The sequence below is a fragment of the Streptomyces sp. NPDC058877 genome (assembly GCF_042742855.1).
In the GTDB taxonomy this organism is placed as follows: domain Bacteria; phylum Actinomycetota; class Actinomycetes; order Streptomycetales; family Streptomycetaceae; genus Streptomyces.
Window position 1 is genome coordinate 1 of sequence record NZ_JBHYMF010000075.1, and the last position, 16,103, is coordinate 16,103.

At 73.1% G+C, this 16,103-nt stretch carries 15 protein-coding genes; 10 read left to right on the plus strand and 5 right to left on the minus strand.

Annotated elements, in window-relative coordinates:
• Positions 1-142: 142 nt before the first annotated feature.
• Positions 143-730: a TetR/AcrR family transcriptional regulator gene (locus tag ACFW2Y_RS18880; protein ID WP_384880166.1), complete on the minus strand. Its 588-nt coding sequence runs from the start codon at positions 728-730 to the stop codon at positions 143-145.
• Between the two features lie 99 nt (positions 731-829).
• Here ACFW2Y_RS18880 and ACFW2Y_RS18885 point away from each other — a divergent pair, with 99 nt between their 5' ends.
• From ACFW2Y_RS18885 to ACFW2Y_RS18895, 3 genes are all read left to right on the plus strand, one after another.
• A complete protein-coding gene (locus ACFW2Y_RS18885; RefSeq protein ID WP_384880168.1) occupies positions 830-1,711 on the plus strand; it encodes a hypothetical protein in 882 nt (293 codons plus the stop codon).
• 212 nt (positions 1,712-1,923) lie between these two features.
• Complete coding sequence (locus tag ACFW2Y_RS18890) at positions 1,924-2,607, plus strand: HNH endonuclease family protein (protein WP_384880171.1); 684 nt, start codon at positions 1,924-1,926, stop codon at positions 2,605-2,607.
• A gap of 60 nt (positions 2,608-2,667) precedes the next feature.
• Positions 2,668-3,414 carry an N-acetyltransferase gene (locus ACFW2Y_RS18895; RefSeq protein ID WP_384880174.1) on the plus strand — a complete coding sequence of 249 codons (747 nt, stop codon included), beginning with the start codon at positions 2,668-2,670 and terminating at the stop codon, positions 3,412-3,414.
• 87 nt (positions 3,415-3,501) lie between these two features.
• On the opposite strand, the gene ACFW2Y_RS18900 is transcribed toward ACFW2Y_RS18895, so the two are convergent.
• Together ACFW2Y_RS18900 and ACFW2Y_RS18905 are read right to left on the minus strand one after the other, a co-directional pair.
• On the minus strand, positions 3,502-4,263 hold the full coding sequence (locus ACFW2Y_RS18900) for a hypothetical protein (RefSeq protein ID WP_384880176.1): 762 nt from the start codon (positions 4,261-4,263) through the stop codon (positions 3,502-3,504).
• Between the two features lie 116 nt (positions 4,264-4,379).
• Positions 4,380-5,171, minus strand: coding sequence for a DUF4190 domain-containing protein (locus ACFW2Y_RS18905; protein WP_384880178.1), 792 nt, complete (start codon positions 5,169-5,171; stop codon positions 4,380-4,382).
• A gap of 313 nt (positions 5,172-5,484) precedes the next feature.
• Here ACFW2Y_RS18905 and ACFW2Y_RS18910 point away from each other — a divergent pair, with 313 nt between their 5' ends.
• The 5 genes from ACFW2Y_RS18910 (at position 5,485) to helR (ending at position 12,825) form a co-directional block, all read left to right on the plus strand.
• Positions 5,485-7,539, plus strand: coding sequence for an N-6 DNA methylase (locus tag ACFW2Y_RS18910; protein ID WP_384880238.1), 2,055 nt, complete (start codon positions 5,485-5,487; stop codon positions 7,537-7,539).
• A 133-nt stretch (positions 7,540-7,672) separates the two neighbouring features.
• Complete coding sequence (locus ACFW2Y_RS18915) at positions 7,673-8,278, plus strand: hypothetical protein (protein WP_384880180.1); 606 nt, start codon at positions 7,673-7,675, stop codon at positions 8,276-8,278.
• Positions 8,275-9,885: a protein kinase gene (locus ACFW2Y_RS18920; protein ID WP_384880183.1), complete on the plus strand. Its 1,611-nt coding sequence runs from the start codon at positions 8,275-8,277 to the stop codon at positions 9,883-9,885. Before ACFW2Y_RS18915 ends, ACFW2Y_RS18920 begins: the two co-directional genes overlap by 4 nt.
• 234 nt (positions 9,886-10,119) lie before the next feature.
• Positions 10,120-10,506: a hypothetical protein gene (locus tag ACFW2Y_RS18925; protein WP_384880186.1), complete on the plus strand. Its 387-nt coding sequence runs from the start codon at positions 10,120-10,122 to the stop codon at positions 10,504-10,506.
• A 168-nt stretch (positions 10,507-10,674) separates the two neighbouring features.
• Positions 10,675-12,825, plus strand: a complete 2,151-nt coding sequence (helR, locus tag ACFW2Y_RS18930) for an RNA polymerase recycling motor ATPase HelR (RefSeq protein WP_384880188.1) — start codon at positions 10,675-10,677, stop codon at positions 12,823-12,825.
• 123 nt (positions 12,826-12,948) lie between these two features.
• On the opposite strand, the gene ACFW2Y_RS18935 is transcribed toward helR, so the two are convergent.
• Together ACFW2Y_RS18935 and ACFW2Y_RS18940 are read right to left on the minus strand one after the other, a co-directional pair.
• On the minus strand, positions 12,949-13,536 hold the full coding sequence (locus ACFW2Y_RS18935) for an HAAS signaling domain-containing protein (protein ID WP_384880191.1): 588 nt from the start codon (positions 13,534-13,536) through the stop codon (positions 12,949-12,951).
• Positions 13,533-13,904 carry a PadR family transcriptional regulator gene (locus ACFW2Y_RS18940; protein ID WP_384880193.1) on the minus strand — a complete coding sequence of 124 codons (372 nt, stop codon included), beginning with the start codon at positions 13,902-13,904 and terminating at the stop codon, positions 13,533-13,535. Before ACFW2Y_RS18940 ends, ACFW2Y_RS18935 begins: the two co-directional genes overlap by 4 nt.
• 522 nt (positions 13,905-14,426) lie before the next feature.
• On the opposite strand from ACFW2Y_RS18940, the gene ACFW2Y_RS18945 reads away from it, so the two are divergent.
• Both ACFW2Y_RS18945 and ACFW2Y_RS18950 read left to right on the plus strand, forming a co-directional pair.
• Positions 14,427-15,071: a SurA N-terminal domain-containing protein gene (locus ACFW2Y_RS18945; protein ID WP_384880196.1), complete on the plus strand. Its 645-nt coding sequence runs from the start codon at positions 14,427-14,429 to the stop codon at positions 15,069-15,071.
• 27 nt (positions 15,072-15,098) lie between these two features.
• Positions 15,099-16,088: a nucleoside triphosphate pyrophosphohydrolase gene (locus tag ACFW2Y_RS18950; RefSeq protein WP_384880199.1), complete on the plus strand. Its 990-nt coding sequence runs from the start codon at positions 15,099-15,101 to the stop codon at positions 16,086-16,088.
• Positions 16,089-16,103 lie beyond the last annotated feature (15 nt).

Genomic DNA, 16,103 nt, shown 5'->3' on the forward strand with positions numbered 1-16,103 from the left:
GGGCCGACCAGCCGAATCGAGCTGACCCCCCGCGATGCGTCGAGTGTTGGCGTGCGACGGGCGCGGGGCCCCGGACCGCTTCTCCGGCCGGTGCCGGGCTCGGTGCCGGTGTCGGGGCCCGGCCGCCCCGGGGCGGCGCGGGTCAGGCTCCGTCCGCCGTGGAGGGTCGGGGCGCCCTGCCGTCAAAGAGCAGTCCGGCAAGCGCACGGAAGTACTCCTCGGGGTTGCGGTCACCCAGCGCCGCGTCCACGTTGTGGGTGAGCAGGAGCGTCGCGAAGCCGTGGGCGAGCGACCAGGCGGCGATGCCGGCGGTGCGGGCATCGGGCACGCCCTCCAGGCCGGCGACGCCCGCGCGGAGTTCGGCGGCGGCGTGCTCCTTGGCGGCGAGGAGGTCCGGATCGTCGGCGCGCAGCAGCTCGGGCTGGAACATGACCTGGAAGTGCGCCGGGTGGGCGGCGGCGAAGCGGACGTAGCGCACTCCGCGTTCGCTCAGTTCGGTCGTGCCGGCGAGGGTTTCGGCGAGGAGCCCGTACCCCTGGGCGGCGATCGCGGTGAGCAGGCCCGTGCGGTCCTTGAAGTGGTGGGCGGGGGCGGCGTGCGAGACGCCCGCGCGGCGGGCGAGGTCGCGCAGGCTCAGCGCCCCGGGGCCCTCGGTGGCGATCACGTCGAGGGCGGCGGCGAGGACGGCCTGTCGCAGGTCGCCGTGGTGGTAGGAGCTCCGGCTTGTCATGGCAGCAGCCTAATCCGCATCTAGTCATTGACAAGTTAAGCCTCGTGGATGCAATCTTGTCAGTGACAAGTTAATGGTGGAGAAGTGAGGGAGGACGCCATGGACCACCACGAGCCCGTGGAACCCGGGCGCGTGCGCCAGATGTGGCACCTGCTGGAGCCCCTGCACGCCCTGCTCTACTACGCCCCCGAGGCCCACGACGAAGCCGCCGCCCTCGGCCACGCCACCGAGGAGCGCTGGCCCTCCTACTTCGCCTGGCGCGCCGCACCCCTGGGCCCCGCGGGCCCGCTCCGGGTCGCCTCCGCCTTCTACAGCTTCAGCCCCGCCATGGTCGCCCGCTACGTTCCCGCCACCTGGGCCGCGGCCTCCCCCGCCGAGGTCCTCGCCGCCCGGCTCCGCGCCGTCGACCGGGCCTACCGCTCCGTCCTGGGGGAGGAGGCGGTCACCGGCCCCGCACTCGCCGAGGCCGCGGCCCTCGCCCGACGGGCGGCCGGGGCCGCCCGCACCGAAGGACGGCCGCTCGCCGCGGCCAATGCCGAGCTGCCCTGGCCGGAGGCTCCGCACCTGGTCCTCTGGCAGGCCGCGACGATCCTCCGCGAGCACCGCGGCGACGGACACCTCGCCGCCCTGCTCTCCGCCGGGCTCGACCCGGTCGAGGCGCTCGTCTCCTTCGCGGCGATCGGCGCGGCGCCCGAGCCGGTCTTCGAGAGCCGCGGTTGGACCGCGAGCGAATGGGCAGCCGCCCGCACCCGGCTGGCCGCCCGTGGCCTCCTCGACCCGCAGGGCGTGGCCACCGAAGCCGGCCGCGCCCTGCGCGCCGAGGTCGAACGCCACACCGACGAGCTGGCCGCCGCCCCCTGGGGTGCCCTCGGTCCGGAGGACACCGCACGCCTTGCCGAGCTGCTCGGAGCGCCCTGGCTGGCGGTCATCGGTTCCGGCTTGCTGCCCGCCGAGAACACCCTGGGCATCGGCAGGGCGTGACCCGCCGAAGGGCGGGACGGAGGCCGGAGCGGCGGAGGAGCGGTGCCGGGGTTCCGCTCCGCGCCGGCAGTACCGGCAGTACCGGGAGCCCCCCGGAGCGGGGAGCAGGGCGGGCGGGAGTGGGACGGATCGTGGGCAGGACGAACCGCGGGGGCGGGGGCGCGGGAGCGAGGATGCGGCCCTGCGGGAACGTTCCGTCCTAGGATTCCAGCGTGCTGACGCATCGGAAGACCTTCGCCGCACCGACGCTCGCCCTCGCCGCGCTCCTCCTCGCCGCCTGCTCGCCCGGCACGGACTCCCGGGGCACCGGCGGCACCGGCGAGCAGACCGCCTCGCCCGGCACGGCCCTCGCCGCCGTGGACACCCTCACCGTCCGGGGGCGCGCCCCGAAGACCGGTTACGAGCGGGACGAGTTCGGAAGTCCCTGGGCGGACGTCGACGGCAACGGCTGCAGCACCCGAGAAGACGTGTTGAAGCGGGACCTGGCCGGCGTCCGCTTCACGGACGGCCACTGCAAGGTCGCCTCCGGCACCCTCACCGACGACCCCTACACCGGCACCACCGTCACCTACGTCCGGGGTCGCAGCAAGGTCGACATCGACCACGTCGTCGCGCTCTCCGACGCCTGGCAGAAGGGGGCGCAGAAGTGGGACGCCGAGACGCGCCGCCGCTTCGCCAACGATCCGCTCAACCTCCTGGCCGTCGACTCCGCCACCAACCGCCGCAAGTCCGACGGCGACGCGGCGAGCTGGCTCCCGCCGAACCAGGCGTACCGCTGCACCTACGTGGCCCGCCAGGTCGCGGTCAAGAAGAAGTACGGGGTCTGGGTGACGGCTGCGGAGCGGGACGCGATGAAGCGGGTCCTCGCCGACTGCCCGCAGCAGAAGCTCCCCTAGCGTCCGCAGGGCGCGAAAAATCGTTTGGGCGACCCAACGGGTGATCCCTACCGTGGCCGCATGGACCTGAACGTCACCACCCTCGCCGAACGTCCCGAACTCGAAGGGGCGATGTGGTCCATGAAGGACCTGTGGCCCGACTTCATGCTGTACGACCCGGTCGGCTGGGCCAACATGGGCCGGATCGTCCGGGAGCTTCCGGAGTACGTGCTCGTCGCCACCGACGCCACGGGCACGGTCGTCGCCCGCGCTTTCAGCGTGCCCTTCCGGCTCGACGCGGAAGGCCGCGGAGAGCTGCCCGCCCGCGGCTGGGACGAGGTCCTCAACTGGGCCTTCTCCGACCTGCGGCACGGCCGGGAGGCCGACACCGTGAGCGCGATCGAGGTCACCGTCCACCTCGACCACCTCGGCAAGGGCCTTTCGCACCGGATGCTCGCGGCCATGCGGGAGAACGCGGCTTCGCGCGGCTTCTCCGAGCTGGTCGCCCCGGTCCGACCCAACGGCAAGCACCTGGAGGCCTCGGCCCCCATCCACGAGTACGCCTTCCGCACCCGCGAGTCCGACGGCCTGCCGCACGACGCGTGGCTCCGCGTCCACGTGAGCGCGGGAGGCGTGATCGAGTCGGTGGCCCCGGCCTCGATGACGGTCTCCGGCTCCCTGGAGCAGTGGCGCGAGTGGACCGGTCTGCCCTTCGACACCGACGGCCCCGTCGAGGTCCGGGGGGCCCTGGTACCGGTCCACTGCGAGCTCGCACGCGGCTACGCGGTCTACGTCGAGCCCAACGTGTGGGTCCGCCACCGGCTGTGAACCACGGCCCGGAAGGGCATGCGCGAGGGGGGCCGCTCCCCTGTGGCGGCCCCCCTCGCGCACGTGTCGTGGACACGATTGGCGGGGTCAGTCCATGGCGACGACGTCCTTCGCCGCCGGGACCTTCGCCTCGACCGGCTTGCCGTACTGGGAGAAGGCGATCGTCCCCGGCTCGTCGCCACCCTTCGTCTCGATCTTCAGGACGTAGGGCGTGCCCTCGGTGGCCACGTAGACGGTGCTGGTCTCGCCGCCGTCGCCCGCTTCCGTGAGGGCCAGCGCCTTCTGGCCGTCGACGGTGGTCTCCGCGCCCTTCGTGATTCCGCTCGCACCCGGCTCGAACGCGGAGAGCAGGTCCTTCAGGTCACAGAGCGCCAACATGTCCTTGTTGTCGGGGTCGGAGGCGGGCGACTTCATCCAACGGCCCCGGAGCTCCTTGAGGGTGGCCTCCTGCACCTCGGGGGTCTCGTCCTTGACCTGCTCGCGCAGGAAGGCCTCGTCGAAGCGCAGGTAGACGTTCTCGTCGCCGGCGGCCTTGACCAGCTCGGCCGTGTTGTTCGTGTCCAGCGTGAGCGTGCCGGTGCACCGACCCTGGGTGTCGAGGGAGAGGTAGCCCTTGGTCGGCTCCTCGGCGGACTTCAGGTCGACGTTCACGGTGAGGGACTTCGCGCTCTTCGTCGCGGCGAAGGCCTTGTCGACGATCTGCGAACCGGACAGCTCCCCGAAGGGGCCGGTCGGCTTCGCGTCGGCAGGGGCCGGGCCGCAGGCGGCGGTGCCGAGCGCGAAGGCCGCGCACAGGACGGCCGAGGCGGCGGTCCGGCGGGAACGGGGGGCGTGCGGGGCGGCGTGCATGGTGGTGTCTCCGGGGCGATGCTTCGGGGGCGGGGGTGGAGGAGGACGGGGGGAGGGGCCCCGAAGGGCCCCGATCCTCGTGGTGCGGGTGCGTGGGACTGCCGGGCCGACCGGGGTCAGCCGATCTTCAGCTCCCACTGGGAGGCGTCGTAGTCGAGGCCGGGGCCGACCTCGACGGTCAGGTTCTTGGCGTCCTCGGGTGCGTCGAAGGCGAAGGTGGCGGTGGCCTTCTTGCCGGGCTTGAGGGTGCCCTCGAAGCCCGCGCCGACCTTCTCGTCGAAGATCTCCTCCGCCTCGACGCCGCCCTCGCCGGCCCGTCCGGTCAGCGTGACGAGGGCGGTGTCGAAGTCCTTCTTGCTGCCGTTCTCGATGACCACGGTCACCTGGTACGCCTTGTTGCCCTCGGTGTGGCCGACCGCGAACTCACCGGGGGAGTACGCCTTCAGGTCCGAGACCGTGACCTTGAGGTCGTCGTCGTAGACCGAGGTGTCGCCGTCGGCGAGGTCCTTGGCGGGCTGGTCGGTCGCCGCGGGGTCCGCCGTCGGCTCCTTCGCCGTCGGGTCCTGCGGGGCGGAATCGTTGATCGCCTTGTCGATCTCGTCGACCGCGTCGCTGACCGCCGTGAACGTGATGACCGCGCCGACGACCGAGAGGATCAGGGCGGCGAGTCCCAGGATCGCGCCGGTCAGCGTCACGCCCTTGTTGTTGGCCTCGCCGCGCTTCACCCGGCCGTTGCCGACGAGCCCCAGGACCAGGGCGGTCAGGCCGAGGATTCCGGCCAGCCAGAAGAAGAGGGGGATGAGCCCGGAGACCGTGCCGATGATGCCGAGGATCAGGGCCGCGGTGCCGAGGCCGTTGCGCATGAGCCGCGGGGCGGCGGTCGGCTGCACCTGAGGGTCGTACGACATGGGTGTGTCCTCCCGGACGATGGGGATGCCTCGTTCGATGAGGCAATCACAGCAGAGCCTGTGAACCGAGTCAACATCGTTCACTGGAAATGAATCGACTCACGCTGTGAAGTGGTGCGACGTGTGTTCATCGCTAGGATTGGTGTCACAGCCGGATGGCGAGCCAGGGGAGTTGGGTCACGTGTCGGAGAACGCAGCGGAGGCGGGTGTGGGGCGAACGGGGGAGGGCGAAGGAGGCGCGACCGGGGAAACGGGCGAAGTCACGGAACGGCACGCGGCCGAAGCGGACGCCACCGGAACCAGCGCCGCCGAGGTGACCGCCGCCGGGATCGCCCGGCTCGCCGGGGTCGGCCGGGCCGCCGTCAGCAACTGGCGCCGTCGCCATCCCGACTTCCCCAAGCCCGTCGGCGGCACGGAGAGCAGCCCGTCCTTTGCCCTCGCCGAGGTCGAACGCTGGCTCCGCGCCCAGGGCAAGCTGGCCGAGGTCCCGCTCAGGGAGCGCGTCTGGCAGCAGGTCTCGGGCCATCCGGCCGGCGCCGCCACCGCCCTCGTCCACGCGGGCTGTGCCCTCCTCCTCGTGCGGGACAGGTCCGCGGCCTGGCCCGCGCTGGCCGAGCTCCCCGATCAGCGGTTCGCGGAGGGGCTGCCCATCGCCCTGGAAGAGAAGCTCACCGAGCGCCTCGGCCCCGAGCGGGCCGTCCACACGCCCACCGCACCGGCACTCGCCGTCTCCGTCCCGCTCCTGCGCGGGGTCGCCGAGCTCGCGGCGGAAACCGGGGTCCGTGCGGCCTTCGAGTTCCTGCTCGGCCGTCACCTCGACGCCAACCCGCGCCAGTACACGCTCACCCCGCCCGGCCCCGCCGCCCTCATGGCGGCGCTCGCGACCGCCCCGAGGAACCAGGACGGCGTTCCGCTCACGGTCCTCGACCCCGCCTCCGGGACCGGCGGACTGCTGAGCGCGGTCGAGCGGCCCGGCGCCGTCTGCGGTCAGGACGCCGATCCCGACCTCGCCGCGCTCACCGCCCTCCGCCTGGCCCTCGCCACCGACGCCGACATCCGCGTCAGGTCGGGCGACAGCCTGCGCGCCGACGCCTTCCCGACGCTCGCGGCAGATGTCGTCCTCTGTCACCCACCCTTCAACGAACGGAACTGGGGACACGACGAGTTGGCTTATGACCCGCGCTGGGAGTACGGCTTCCCGGCCCGCACCGAATCCGAGCTCGCCTGGGTCCAGCACGCCCTGGCCCGCCTCCGCCCCGGCGGCACTGCCGTCCTCCTCATGCCGCCCGCGGTCGCCTCCCGCCGTTCGGGCCGTCGCATCCGCGCCGACCTGCTCCGCAGGGGAGCCCTGCGCGCGGTCGTCGCCCTCCCGGCCGGCGCCGCTCCCCCGTACGGCATTCCGCTCCACCTCTGGGTGCTCCGCAGGCCCGTTCAGGGCGAGCGCCCCGCCGCCGAACTGCTCCTCGTGGATGCCGCGTCCGAGCAGACGGGCCCGGGCCGGGAAGGCCGCGACCGGCTGGACTGGCCGGCCGTCCACTCCGCAGTGCTGGACTCCTGGACGCCCTTCGAACAGGACGGGACCGTCACCGGGACCCCGGGCGCGAGCCGGTCCGTGCCGGTCATCGAACTCCTCGACGACGACGTCGACCTCGCCCCCGCCCGCCACCTTCTGCCGCCGGCCGCTGCCGAGGGCGCGGCCCAGTTGAGCGGGGTGCGCGAGCGGCTGACCGAAACCCTGCGCCGGACCCGCGAACTGACCCCGCCTCCCCTCGCCGACCCGGCCTCCGAGGGTTCCGGGAGCGGCCGGCCCACGACCACCGTCGGTGAACTCGCACGCGCCGGTGCCCTGGTCCTGCGCGCGGGCGGCGTCGGCACCGCCCCCGCCGCCGCCCCGGTCGCGGTCCTGACCGACCACGACGTGCTCGCCGCCCAGCAGCCTTCCGGGATGCTGCCCGACGGCCCCCCCGAGGAGCCGGTCCTGCTCGCGCTCGGGGACGTCGTCGTTCCGGTCCTCGGCGGCGGTGCGGCCGTCCGGGTCGTCGACGCCTCCGCCGAGGGCGCCGCACTGGGCCGCAACCTCCAACTGCTCCGTCCCGATCCGGCGGCCCTCGACCCCTGGTTCCTGGCCGGCTTCCTCCGTGCCACGGCCAACACCCGGCAGGCCAGCAGCTACGCCTCCACCGCCACCCGGCTCGATGTGCGCCGCCTCCAGTTGCCGCGCCTGCCGCTGGTCGAGCAGCGTCGGTTCGGGGAGCGGTTCCGGGAACTCGCCGCGTTCGAGGAGTCGCTCCGGCTGGCTGCGCGCCTCGGGGACCAACTGGTGCAGGGGCTGTACGACGGCCTGGCGGACGGCACGGTGGCTCCGTGAGTTCCCGCTGCTGACCCCGTCCCCGCCCTGCTCCTGATCTGTTCGACAACGGTTCCGACCATCCCGGAGCCCTTGTCGGCGGAGGTGTATACGCTCGTCTCCGCACCCGATCCGTTCGAGCAGGAGCAGCAGGATGTACGGCCCCCCGCAGGCCCCGCAGGTTCCGCAGCCGCCGAAGAGCCCCGTCTCCGGCGGCCGTATCGCGCTCCTCGTCTTCTTCTCCGCCTTCGCCCTGCTCAGCTGCGGCTTCCTGGCCTGGGTGCCGCTGCTGCACCTCGCGAGCGTCACCCGCCGGGCGCGCGACTGGGTGCTCTTCGGCACGGTCTTCCTGCTGTCGGTGGGCCTGTTCGCGTATGCGGCGGCCACCGGGGACGAGGACCCCAGCACCGTCGAGTCCTTCATCGGCGTCGGCGTCATGGTGCTCCTGGTGGCCGGCTCCCTCACCCACTACCTGGTGGTGGAGCTCCGGCAGCTTTCCGGAGGCGGCGCGGCCACGCACCCGTACCCTTCGACGGGGTACGGGTACGGCACGGCCGCCACGGTGCCGAGCGCCGGCGGAGGCGCCCACCCGTACGCCTACGCACCGCCCGCGCCCCAGCCGCCCGCGGTGCCGGCACCCCCGCAACCCGCCGTGCCCGGACACCGGATCGACCAGGTCCGTGCCGAGCTCGACGAGCTCAGCGACCTGCTGAGGAAGGACGCCTCCGGGAATCCACGGGAAGGTGACGGCGGCAGGTGAACGGGCGGGTCATCGGGGGGCGCTACGAACTCGCCACCGTCATCGGGCAGGGCGGGATGGGGCAGGTCTGGACGGCGTACGACGGCCGCCTCGACCGCCGGGTCGCGGTGAAGCTGCTGCGGCCGGCCACCATGACCGGCCCGGCCACCGCGGCCGAGGAGCTGCGGCGCCGCTTCGTGCGGGAGTGCCGGGTGACCGCGCAGGTCGACCACCCCGGTCTGGTGACCGTGCACGACGCGGGCAGCGACGGCGACGACCTCTACCTCGTCATGCAGTACGTGCAGGGCGCCGACCTCGCCGACCACCTGGCCGAGCACGACCCGTACCCCTGGGAGTGGGCGGTCTGCGTCGCCGCGCAGCTCTGCGCGGTGCTGGCCGCCGTGCACGCGGTGCCGATCGTGCACCGCGACCTCAAACCGCGGAACGTGATGGTGCGCCCGGACGGCACGGTGACCGTCCTCGACCTGGGCGTGGCCTCCGTCCTGGACACGGACACCACCCGGCTCACCCAGACCGGCTCGCCCATCGGCAGCCCGGCGTACATGGCACCGGAGCAGGCCATGGGCGGTGCCGTGGGCCCCGCCGCCGACCTGTACGCGCTCGGCATCCTCCTCCACGAACTCCTCAGCGGGAACGTTCCCTTCCAGGGCTCGACCGCCCTCGGCGTGCTGCACCGGCACCTGCACGAGCCGCCCGTGCCGGTCCGACAGCTGCGGCCCGAGGTCCCGGAAGCGCTCGAAGCGCTGGTGCTGAGGCTGCTCGCCAAGGACCCGCAGGAGCGGGCGTCCGGCGCGCACGAGGTGTACGAGCACCTGCTGCCGCTGCTTCCCGCGCGCGGTGTCCCGGCCGGCCCGATGGACCCGACGCGCCCGTTCCTGCGACCGCACGCACCCTGGCCGGAACGGGCGGCGGCCCGGGCCGCCGCGGTCCCGTCGGTGCCGGCACCGCCCCTTCCGGTGCCCGCCCCGCCGTCGGCACCCGCGCCGGTGCCGCCCCCGCCGAACGATCCCCGGACCGACCCGCGGGTGTTCGCGCGCGGGGAACCGCCGGCGCGCACCGACGTCGCCGCGGCCGTCGACGAGGTGAAGCGGCTGCTCGCGGAGGGGTCGCTCACCCAGGCCGTGGACATGCTCGGCGGCCTCCTGCCCGCTGCCGCGGCCGAGCACGGCGAGCGCTCGCCGGTCGTCCGCATCCTGCGCAAGCAGTACGCGTCCACGCTGATGGACGACGGCCAGTACCGGCGCGCACTGCCTGAGTTGCGTCGGCTCGCGGAGGACCGCGCCGCGGAGGCGGGTCCGGGGGACCTGCAGCTCCTGCAGTTCCGCCATGACGCGGCCCTGTGCCTGGAGCAGTTGGGGGAGACGGCCGCGGCGCTCGCGGAGTTCCGTGCGGTCCTCCCGCACTACGAGCGGGAGCCGGCCCGGGCCTTCGACGTCCGGCAGCGGATCGGGCTGCTGCTCCTGGCCGCGGGCGAGTACGCGGCGGGGCAGGACGAGCTCCAGCGGCTGCTGTTCGACGCGGAGCGCGCCTACGGCCCGTACCACCACCTCCCGGTGGACCTGCGACGGGCACTGGACCACCAGCGGCAGCTGGGGCAGCGGTCCTGAGGGTCCGGGGCGGGGCCGCCTTCCGGGGAGCGCCGGTACTCCCGCCCGCGGTCGGTCCCGGTCCTTTCGCGGCCGGTCCCGGCCCCGGGAGGGCCCCGTACCGCGGCCTCTGACGAGGCGACAGGATCACGACTCGACAACTGATGGGGAAACGATTCCCCATGATCCTTTTTGTCGTTTTTGTTAGATGTAACGTTCGCGTCTGATCGTTTCCATCTCCTCGAGGAAGTCCACATGACGACGCCCCCCGCTCCCTCCACCCCCGAGCAGCAGCCCGCTGCTCCCGCCAAGAAGGGTGGCGCCCTCCTGAAGAAGGTCGGCGGCGTCGTCGTGGCGATCGTCGTCGCCGTTGCCGTCAAGCTCGGCATCCCCTACTTCACGGGCGACGCGCCGGTGCACGCCAAGGCCGGCGAGTGCGTCGTGGTGACCGGTCCCGAGAACGACCCGAAGGTCGACGCAGCGGACTGCTCCTCCGGCAAGGCCGACCTCTACAAGGTCATCAAGGTCATCGACAACACCTTCGACCTCGACAAGTGCGGCGAGGTCGGCCAGGTCGCCCTGGCGCAGCAGTGGGACGCCGACAAGTTCGTCCTCTGCATGGACGAGGTCCCCGCGAAGTAGTCGCACGCCTCCCGCGACAGCGACGAAAGGGCCGGAACCCCTGGGGTTCCGGCCCTTTCCTCTGTTCCAACGTATAGCGCACGGGGGGCCTTGCGGCAAGGCCCCCGTCGTGGCGCAGAATCGCTCCTCGACGACATCCAGAAGCTGTGAAAACGGGGTAATCACGACGTGTCATCTCTGATCGCCGAGGTGTTCGATCTCGCCGGCACCCTTGCGCCCAAGGCGGACCCGGCGCTCATCGCCGCCGATGAGCGGCACTTCGCCGCCATCGCCGCCTGCCTCGACGAGTCGATCGCCGAACTGTCGGCGCGACTGGACGCCGAACGGAAGGCGCCCGGGGGCATCGGCCGGGAGGCGATGGACCGGGACGCGGAGATCCACCGCCTCAGCGGCCGGCTGCGTACGCTGCGCCGCTTCGGGCTCGACCTCTGCCTGGGGCGGGTCGTCGGCGAAGACGGGGCCGAACCCGTCTACATCGGGCGGCTCGGACTCACCGACGGCACCGGTCGCCGACTCCTCATCGACTGGCGCTCCCCGGCGGCGGAGCCGTTCTTCGCCGCGACGCACGCCCGTCCGATGGGGCTGGCGAGCCGCCGGCGCTACCGCTGGACCGGCGGCCGGGTCACCGACTACTGGGACGAGGTCTTCACCGCCGAGGGCCTCGAAGGACACGCCGCGCTCGACGACCAGTCCGCCTTCATCGCCGGACTGGGCGGCAGCCGCTCGCCCCGGATGCGTGACGTGCTCGCCACCATCCAGTCCGACCAGGACGCCATCATCCGCGCGGGCTCGCGCGGAGCCCTCGTCGTCGACGGCGGCCCCGGCACGGGAAAGACGGTCGTCGCCCTGCACCGCACCGCCCACCTCCTCTACTCCGACCCGCGCCTCGGGCACCGCCGCGGCGGCGTCCTCTTCGTCGGCCCGCACCAGCCCTACCTGGCGTACGTCGCCGACGTGCTGCCCAGCCTCGGCGAGGAGGGCGTCCGCACCTGCACCGTGCGGGACCTGGTCGCCGAGGGCGCGCGGGCGGCGACCGAGACCGACCCCGAGGCGGCCCGACTCAAGTCCTCCGCGGACATGGTGAGGGCGATCGAGAAGGCCGTCCGCTTCTACGAGGAACCGCCCACCGAAGCGATGACCGTCTCCACCCACGGGACGGACATCCGGCTGAGCGCAGCCGACTGGGCGGAAGCCTTCGACGCGGCGGAACCGGGGACCCCGCACAACGAGGCCCGCGACCAGGTCTGGGAGCACCTGGTCTCGATCCTCTTCGACAAGTACGACGGCGAGGAGGTTCCGGAGGAGCGGTTCCGGAAGGCGCTGCGCCGGGACCGGGAGCTGGTCGGGGCGCTGCACCGCGCCTGGCCGATGCTGGAGGCCGCCGACCTCGTCGGCGACCTCTGGACGGTCCCCGCGTACCTGCGGCTGTGCGCGCCCTGGCTGACCCCCGACGAGGCGAAGCGCTTGCGGCGCACGGATCCCGGGGCGTGGACGGTCTCGGACCTACCGCTCCTGGACGCGGCCCGACAGCGGCTCGGTGACCCGGAAACGGCCCGGATCCGGCTGCGCCGCAAGGCGTCCGCCGCCGCCGAACGCGAGCGGATGGCAGGGGTCATCGACAGCATCGTCGCGGCCGATGCGGACGGCGAGGGCGCGGTCACCATGCTGCGCGGCAAGGACCTCCAGAACCGCCTGGTCGACGAGGGCGCCCTGCCGGCCGTCGAGCGGGAGCCCCTGGACGGCCCCTTCGCACACGTCGTGGTGGACGAGGCGCAGGAACTCACCGATGCGGAGTGGCAGATGCTGCTGCTGCGCTGTCCGTCGAAGAGCTTCACCATCGTCGGCGACCGGGCCCAGGCCCGGCACGGTTTCACCGAGTCGTGGGACGAGCGCCTGGAACGGGTCGGTTTCGATCGGATCGACATGACCTCGCTGAGCATCAACTACCGCACGCCGGAAGAGGTCATGGCGGAGGCCGAGCCGGTCATCCGCGCCGCGCTCCCGGACGCCAACGTGCCGACCTCCATCCGCACCAACGGCATCCCCGTCGTCCACGGCGAGGTCACCGGGCTCGATGCGGTGCTCGACGCCTGGCTCGCCGAGAACGCCGAAGGCGTCGCCTGCGTCATCGGCGCCCCCGCGTTCCGCGAACGCCCCCGCGTTCGCTCGCTCACCCCCTCGCTCGCCAAGGGCCTGGAGTTCGACCTGGTCGTCCTCGTCGACCCGGAATCCTTCGGCGAGGGCATCGAGGGTGCGGTCGACCGCTATGTGGCGATGACCCGGGCGACCCAGCGCCTGGTGGTCCTCAGGAGCACGTGACCGGCCCGGGTCCTCCCCGGGCCCGGCCGTCGAGCCGCTGCCCGGCGCACCTCCCCGGGGGCGGGGAGGTCCGGTCGTCCGGAAGTGCGGAAGGGTGGGGGAGCACGGCCCGACCGGCTCCGGTCAGGCGACCGGGGGCCGGTTCTGGGTGCGGAGCAGGCGGAATGCCGCCACGGCCGGCAGGGTGATGCCGGTGAGGACGAGGGCGAACAGCGTGGTCGGGTCCAGGCGGTAGGTGAGGAGCAGCCCGCCGAGGGCGATCACGAGCGGTGTCGCGAGGGTGAGGGCGGTCGCGAGGGTCTTGGTGCCCCGGTCCCAGGCGTCGGACGTCCACAGCAGGACGAGGCCCGCGATGAGGACGGCCACGGCGGGGAGCGAGTCGGCGAGGCCGACGAGTCCGGTGGCGCCGATCAGGACGGCGGTGATGACGCTCCGGGTCTGCTGCTCCGGCTTCGGGGCGGCCGGTGTGGCCGTGGCGGTCGGGGGCTCGGGCTCCTCCGCGCGGGCCGCGGCGACGATGGCGGAGGGGCTGCCGAGTCGTTCGAGGGCGGCTCGGACCGCTTCCGGCTCCTGCCCGTCCCCGATGGCGACCGCGAGGTGTTCGCGCAGGTCGGCGAGGAGCTCCTCGCGGCGGCCGGCGGGCAGGAAGGACGCTTCCCGTTCGATCGTGGCGAGGTAGTCGGTCACGAGGGGGTGCTCGGTGCCGGTCATGCGGAGCCTCCGTGGGGTGCGGTCAGGAAGTGGTCGACGCCGTCGCGGAAGCGCGGCCAGCTCTCGGCGAACGCGGTGAGCGCGGTCCTGCCGGGCGCGGTGAGGGTGTAGTAGCGGCGGGCGGGGCCGGTTGCCGACTCGCGGAGCTCGGTGTCGACGAGGCCGTCCCGGCGCAGTCGGGACAGCAGGGGGTAGATCGTTCCCTGGCTGGTGGTCATGACGCTGACGGCGGCCAGTTCGTCGAGGATCTCGACGCCGTAGCGCGGGCCGTCGCGGAGCAGGGCGAGGACGCAGTACTCCAGGACGCCCTTGCGCAGCTGACTGGCGACCTTTCCGGTCACTTCTGATCTTGCTTCGCCAGGAACCATGTAATGCAAGATACCCCCGACGGAGGTGTCGATCAACGGAGGCGCGGGCGATGGTCCGGTGGGGGCCGGGTGGGTGTCCGAAGGCGCGGGGAGGGCGCCCGTCGTGGACGGGCGCCCTCCCGGTCGGGCGCGTCACCCCTCCGCGGCGTCCCCGGCCTCCCAGGGAGAGGAAGGGCTGGGGAAGGGCGTGGCGCCGTCGTCCTGCCCCAGGACCGCCCCGCCCTCCTCTTCCACGAGGACCAGCGGCGACACCTCCCGGCGGCCCTCCGCGAGGGGGCGCTCGCCATCCCGTCCACCGGGGCGGCCGTCACCGGGGCGATCGCCGGGTCCTGACGGTCCGACACTCGGTGGAGGGGCCGGTTCCGGGGGCGAGACGGGCCCGGAACAAGCCGACACCAGGGTGACGGGTGAGTCGTTGGGGGAAACAGTCGCTCCGAAGTGGTGGCTCCGGCCCCGGCGACTCCCTACCATCGATCACCGCAAGGTCGTTCAACTGACGCACGACCAGCCCGGGAGGCTCCTTTGCACCGCCGCACTGCGCTCACCGTCTCCGCCGCGCTCCTCGCCGCGGCCCCGCTGCTCACCGCCTGCGGCAGCGATGCCCACCCAGGAGCGGCGGCCGTCGTCGGTGGCGAACGGATCGACGTCTCCAGCCTCCAGGCGCAGGTGAGGGACGTACGGGCCGCCCAGGCGGCCTCTCCGCAGTCCGTCCAGCTGGTCGCCGCCACCGGCGACCTCAGCCGCCGCAAGCTCAACGTCATGATCTTCGACCGGGTCGTCGACAAGGTCGCCGCGGACAACGGCGTCACCGCCACCCGCGCCGAGCTCCAGGAGACCCGGACCGCCTTCGTCCGGCAGAGCGGCGGCGAGGACCGGCTCGCGGCCGTCCTCCTCCAGGAGCAGGGCGTGGCGCCCGATCAGATCGACGACTTCGTCCGCCGCAACGTCCTCATGAACAAGATCGCCGAGAAGCTCGGCATCACCGAGAGCGCCGAGGGCCAGAAGAAGCTGACGGACGTCTTCTCCGCCGCGTCCAAGGAGCTCGCCATCGACGTCAACCCGCGCTACGGCACCTGGGACGACGCGCAGATCCGACTCTCCGCCACCACCGCTCCCTGGCTCCGTCAGATCAGCCAGGACCCCGCCGCCGTCCCGGCCGGAACCTGAGCCCCTGCGGCGGGGTAGGTTCGAGGGGTGACTTCTGAGAGCCCCGGCCGCATCGTCCTGCTCACCGCCAGCCACCGCGTGGCCCCCGGACTGCTGTCCTGGCCCGCCTGGCAGGCGCTGCACGGAGCCGACCGGGTGCTCTGCCCCGACGAGCACCACCCCCAGCTCCCCTATCTGAGGGAGGCCGGGATCGTCGTCGAGCACCTCCGGCCGACGGCCGAGGAGCTCGTCGCGGCCTGTGCCGGGGACGCCTCCGGGGAGGTGGATTCCGAAGGCGGTCGCACGATCGTGCTGCTGCCCTCCGGGGAGGGGGACCGGGCGCTGACCGACGGCCTCGCCCGACTCGCCGGCTCCGGACGGGTCTCCATGCCCGACCTGGAGCTGTTGCCCGGCTCCTACGACCTGCCCGGCGCCCGCCTCCTCGACCTCGTGCAGATCATGGACCGCATCCGCCGCGAGTGCCCCTGGACCTCGCGCCAGACGCACCGGGGTCTCGCCAAGTACGCCATCGAGGAGGCGTACGAACTCGTCGAGGCGATCGAGGACGGCGATCGGCGGGAACTGCGCGAGGAGCTCGGGGACGTCCTCCTCCAGGTCGTCTTCCACGCCCGGATCGCGGAGGAGGACGCGGAGGAACCGTTCTCCGTGGACGATGTCGCGGGGACGCTCGTCGAGAAGCTGATCCACCGGCATCCGCACGTCTTCGGGGACGAAACCGCCGAGACCCCCGAGGACGTCCACGCGCACTGGCTGCGCACCAAGGCGATCGAGAAGCAGCGGGAGTCCGTCACCGACGGGGTGCCCCTCGGGCAGCCCGGGCTCGCGCTCGCCACCAAGCTCGCCGGCCGGGTGCGGTCCGCGGGCCTCGACGTGAAGCTTCCGACGGGCGAGGGTATCGGGTACGAACTGCTCGCCCTGGCCGCCCGTGCCGAGGCGTCCGGGGTGGATCCGGAGGCGGCCCTGCGCGCGGCGGCCCGTGCCTACCGCGACGCGATCCGTGCGGTGGAGGGCGTGTGAGCGGGGTGTGGGCGG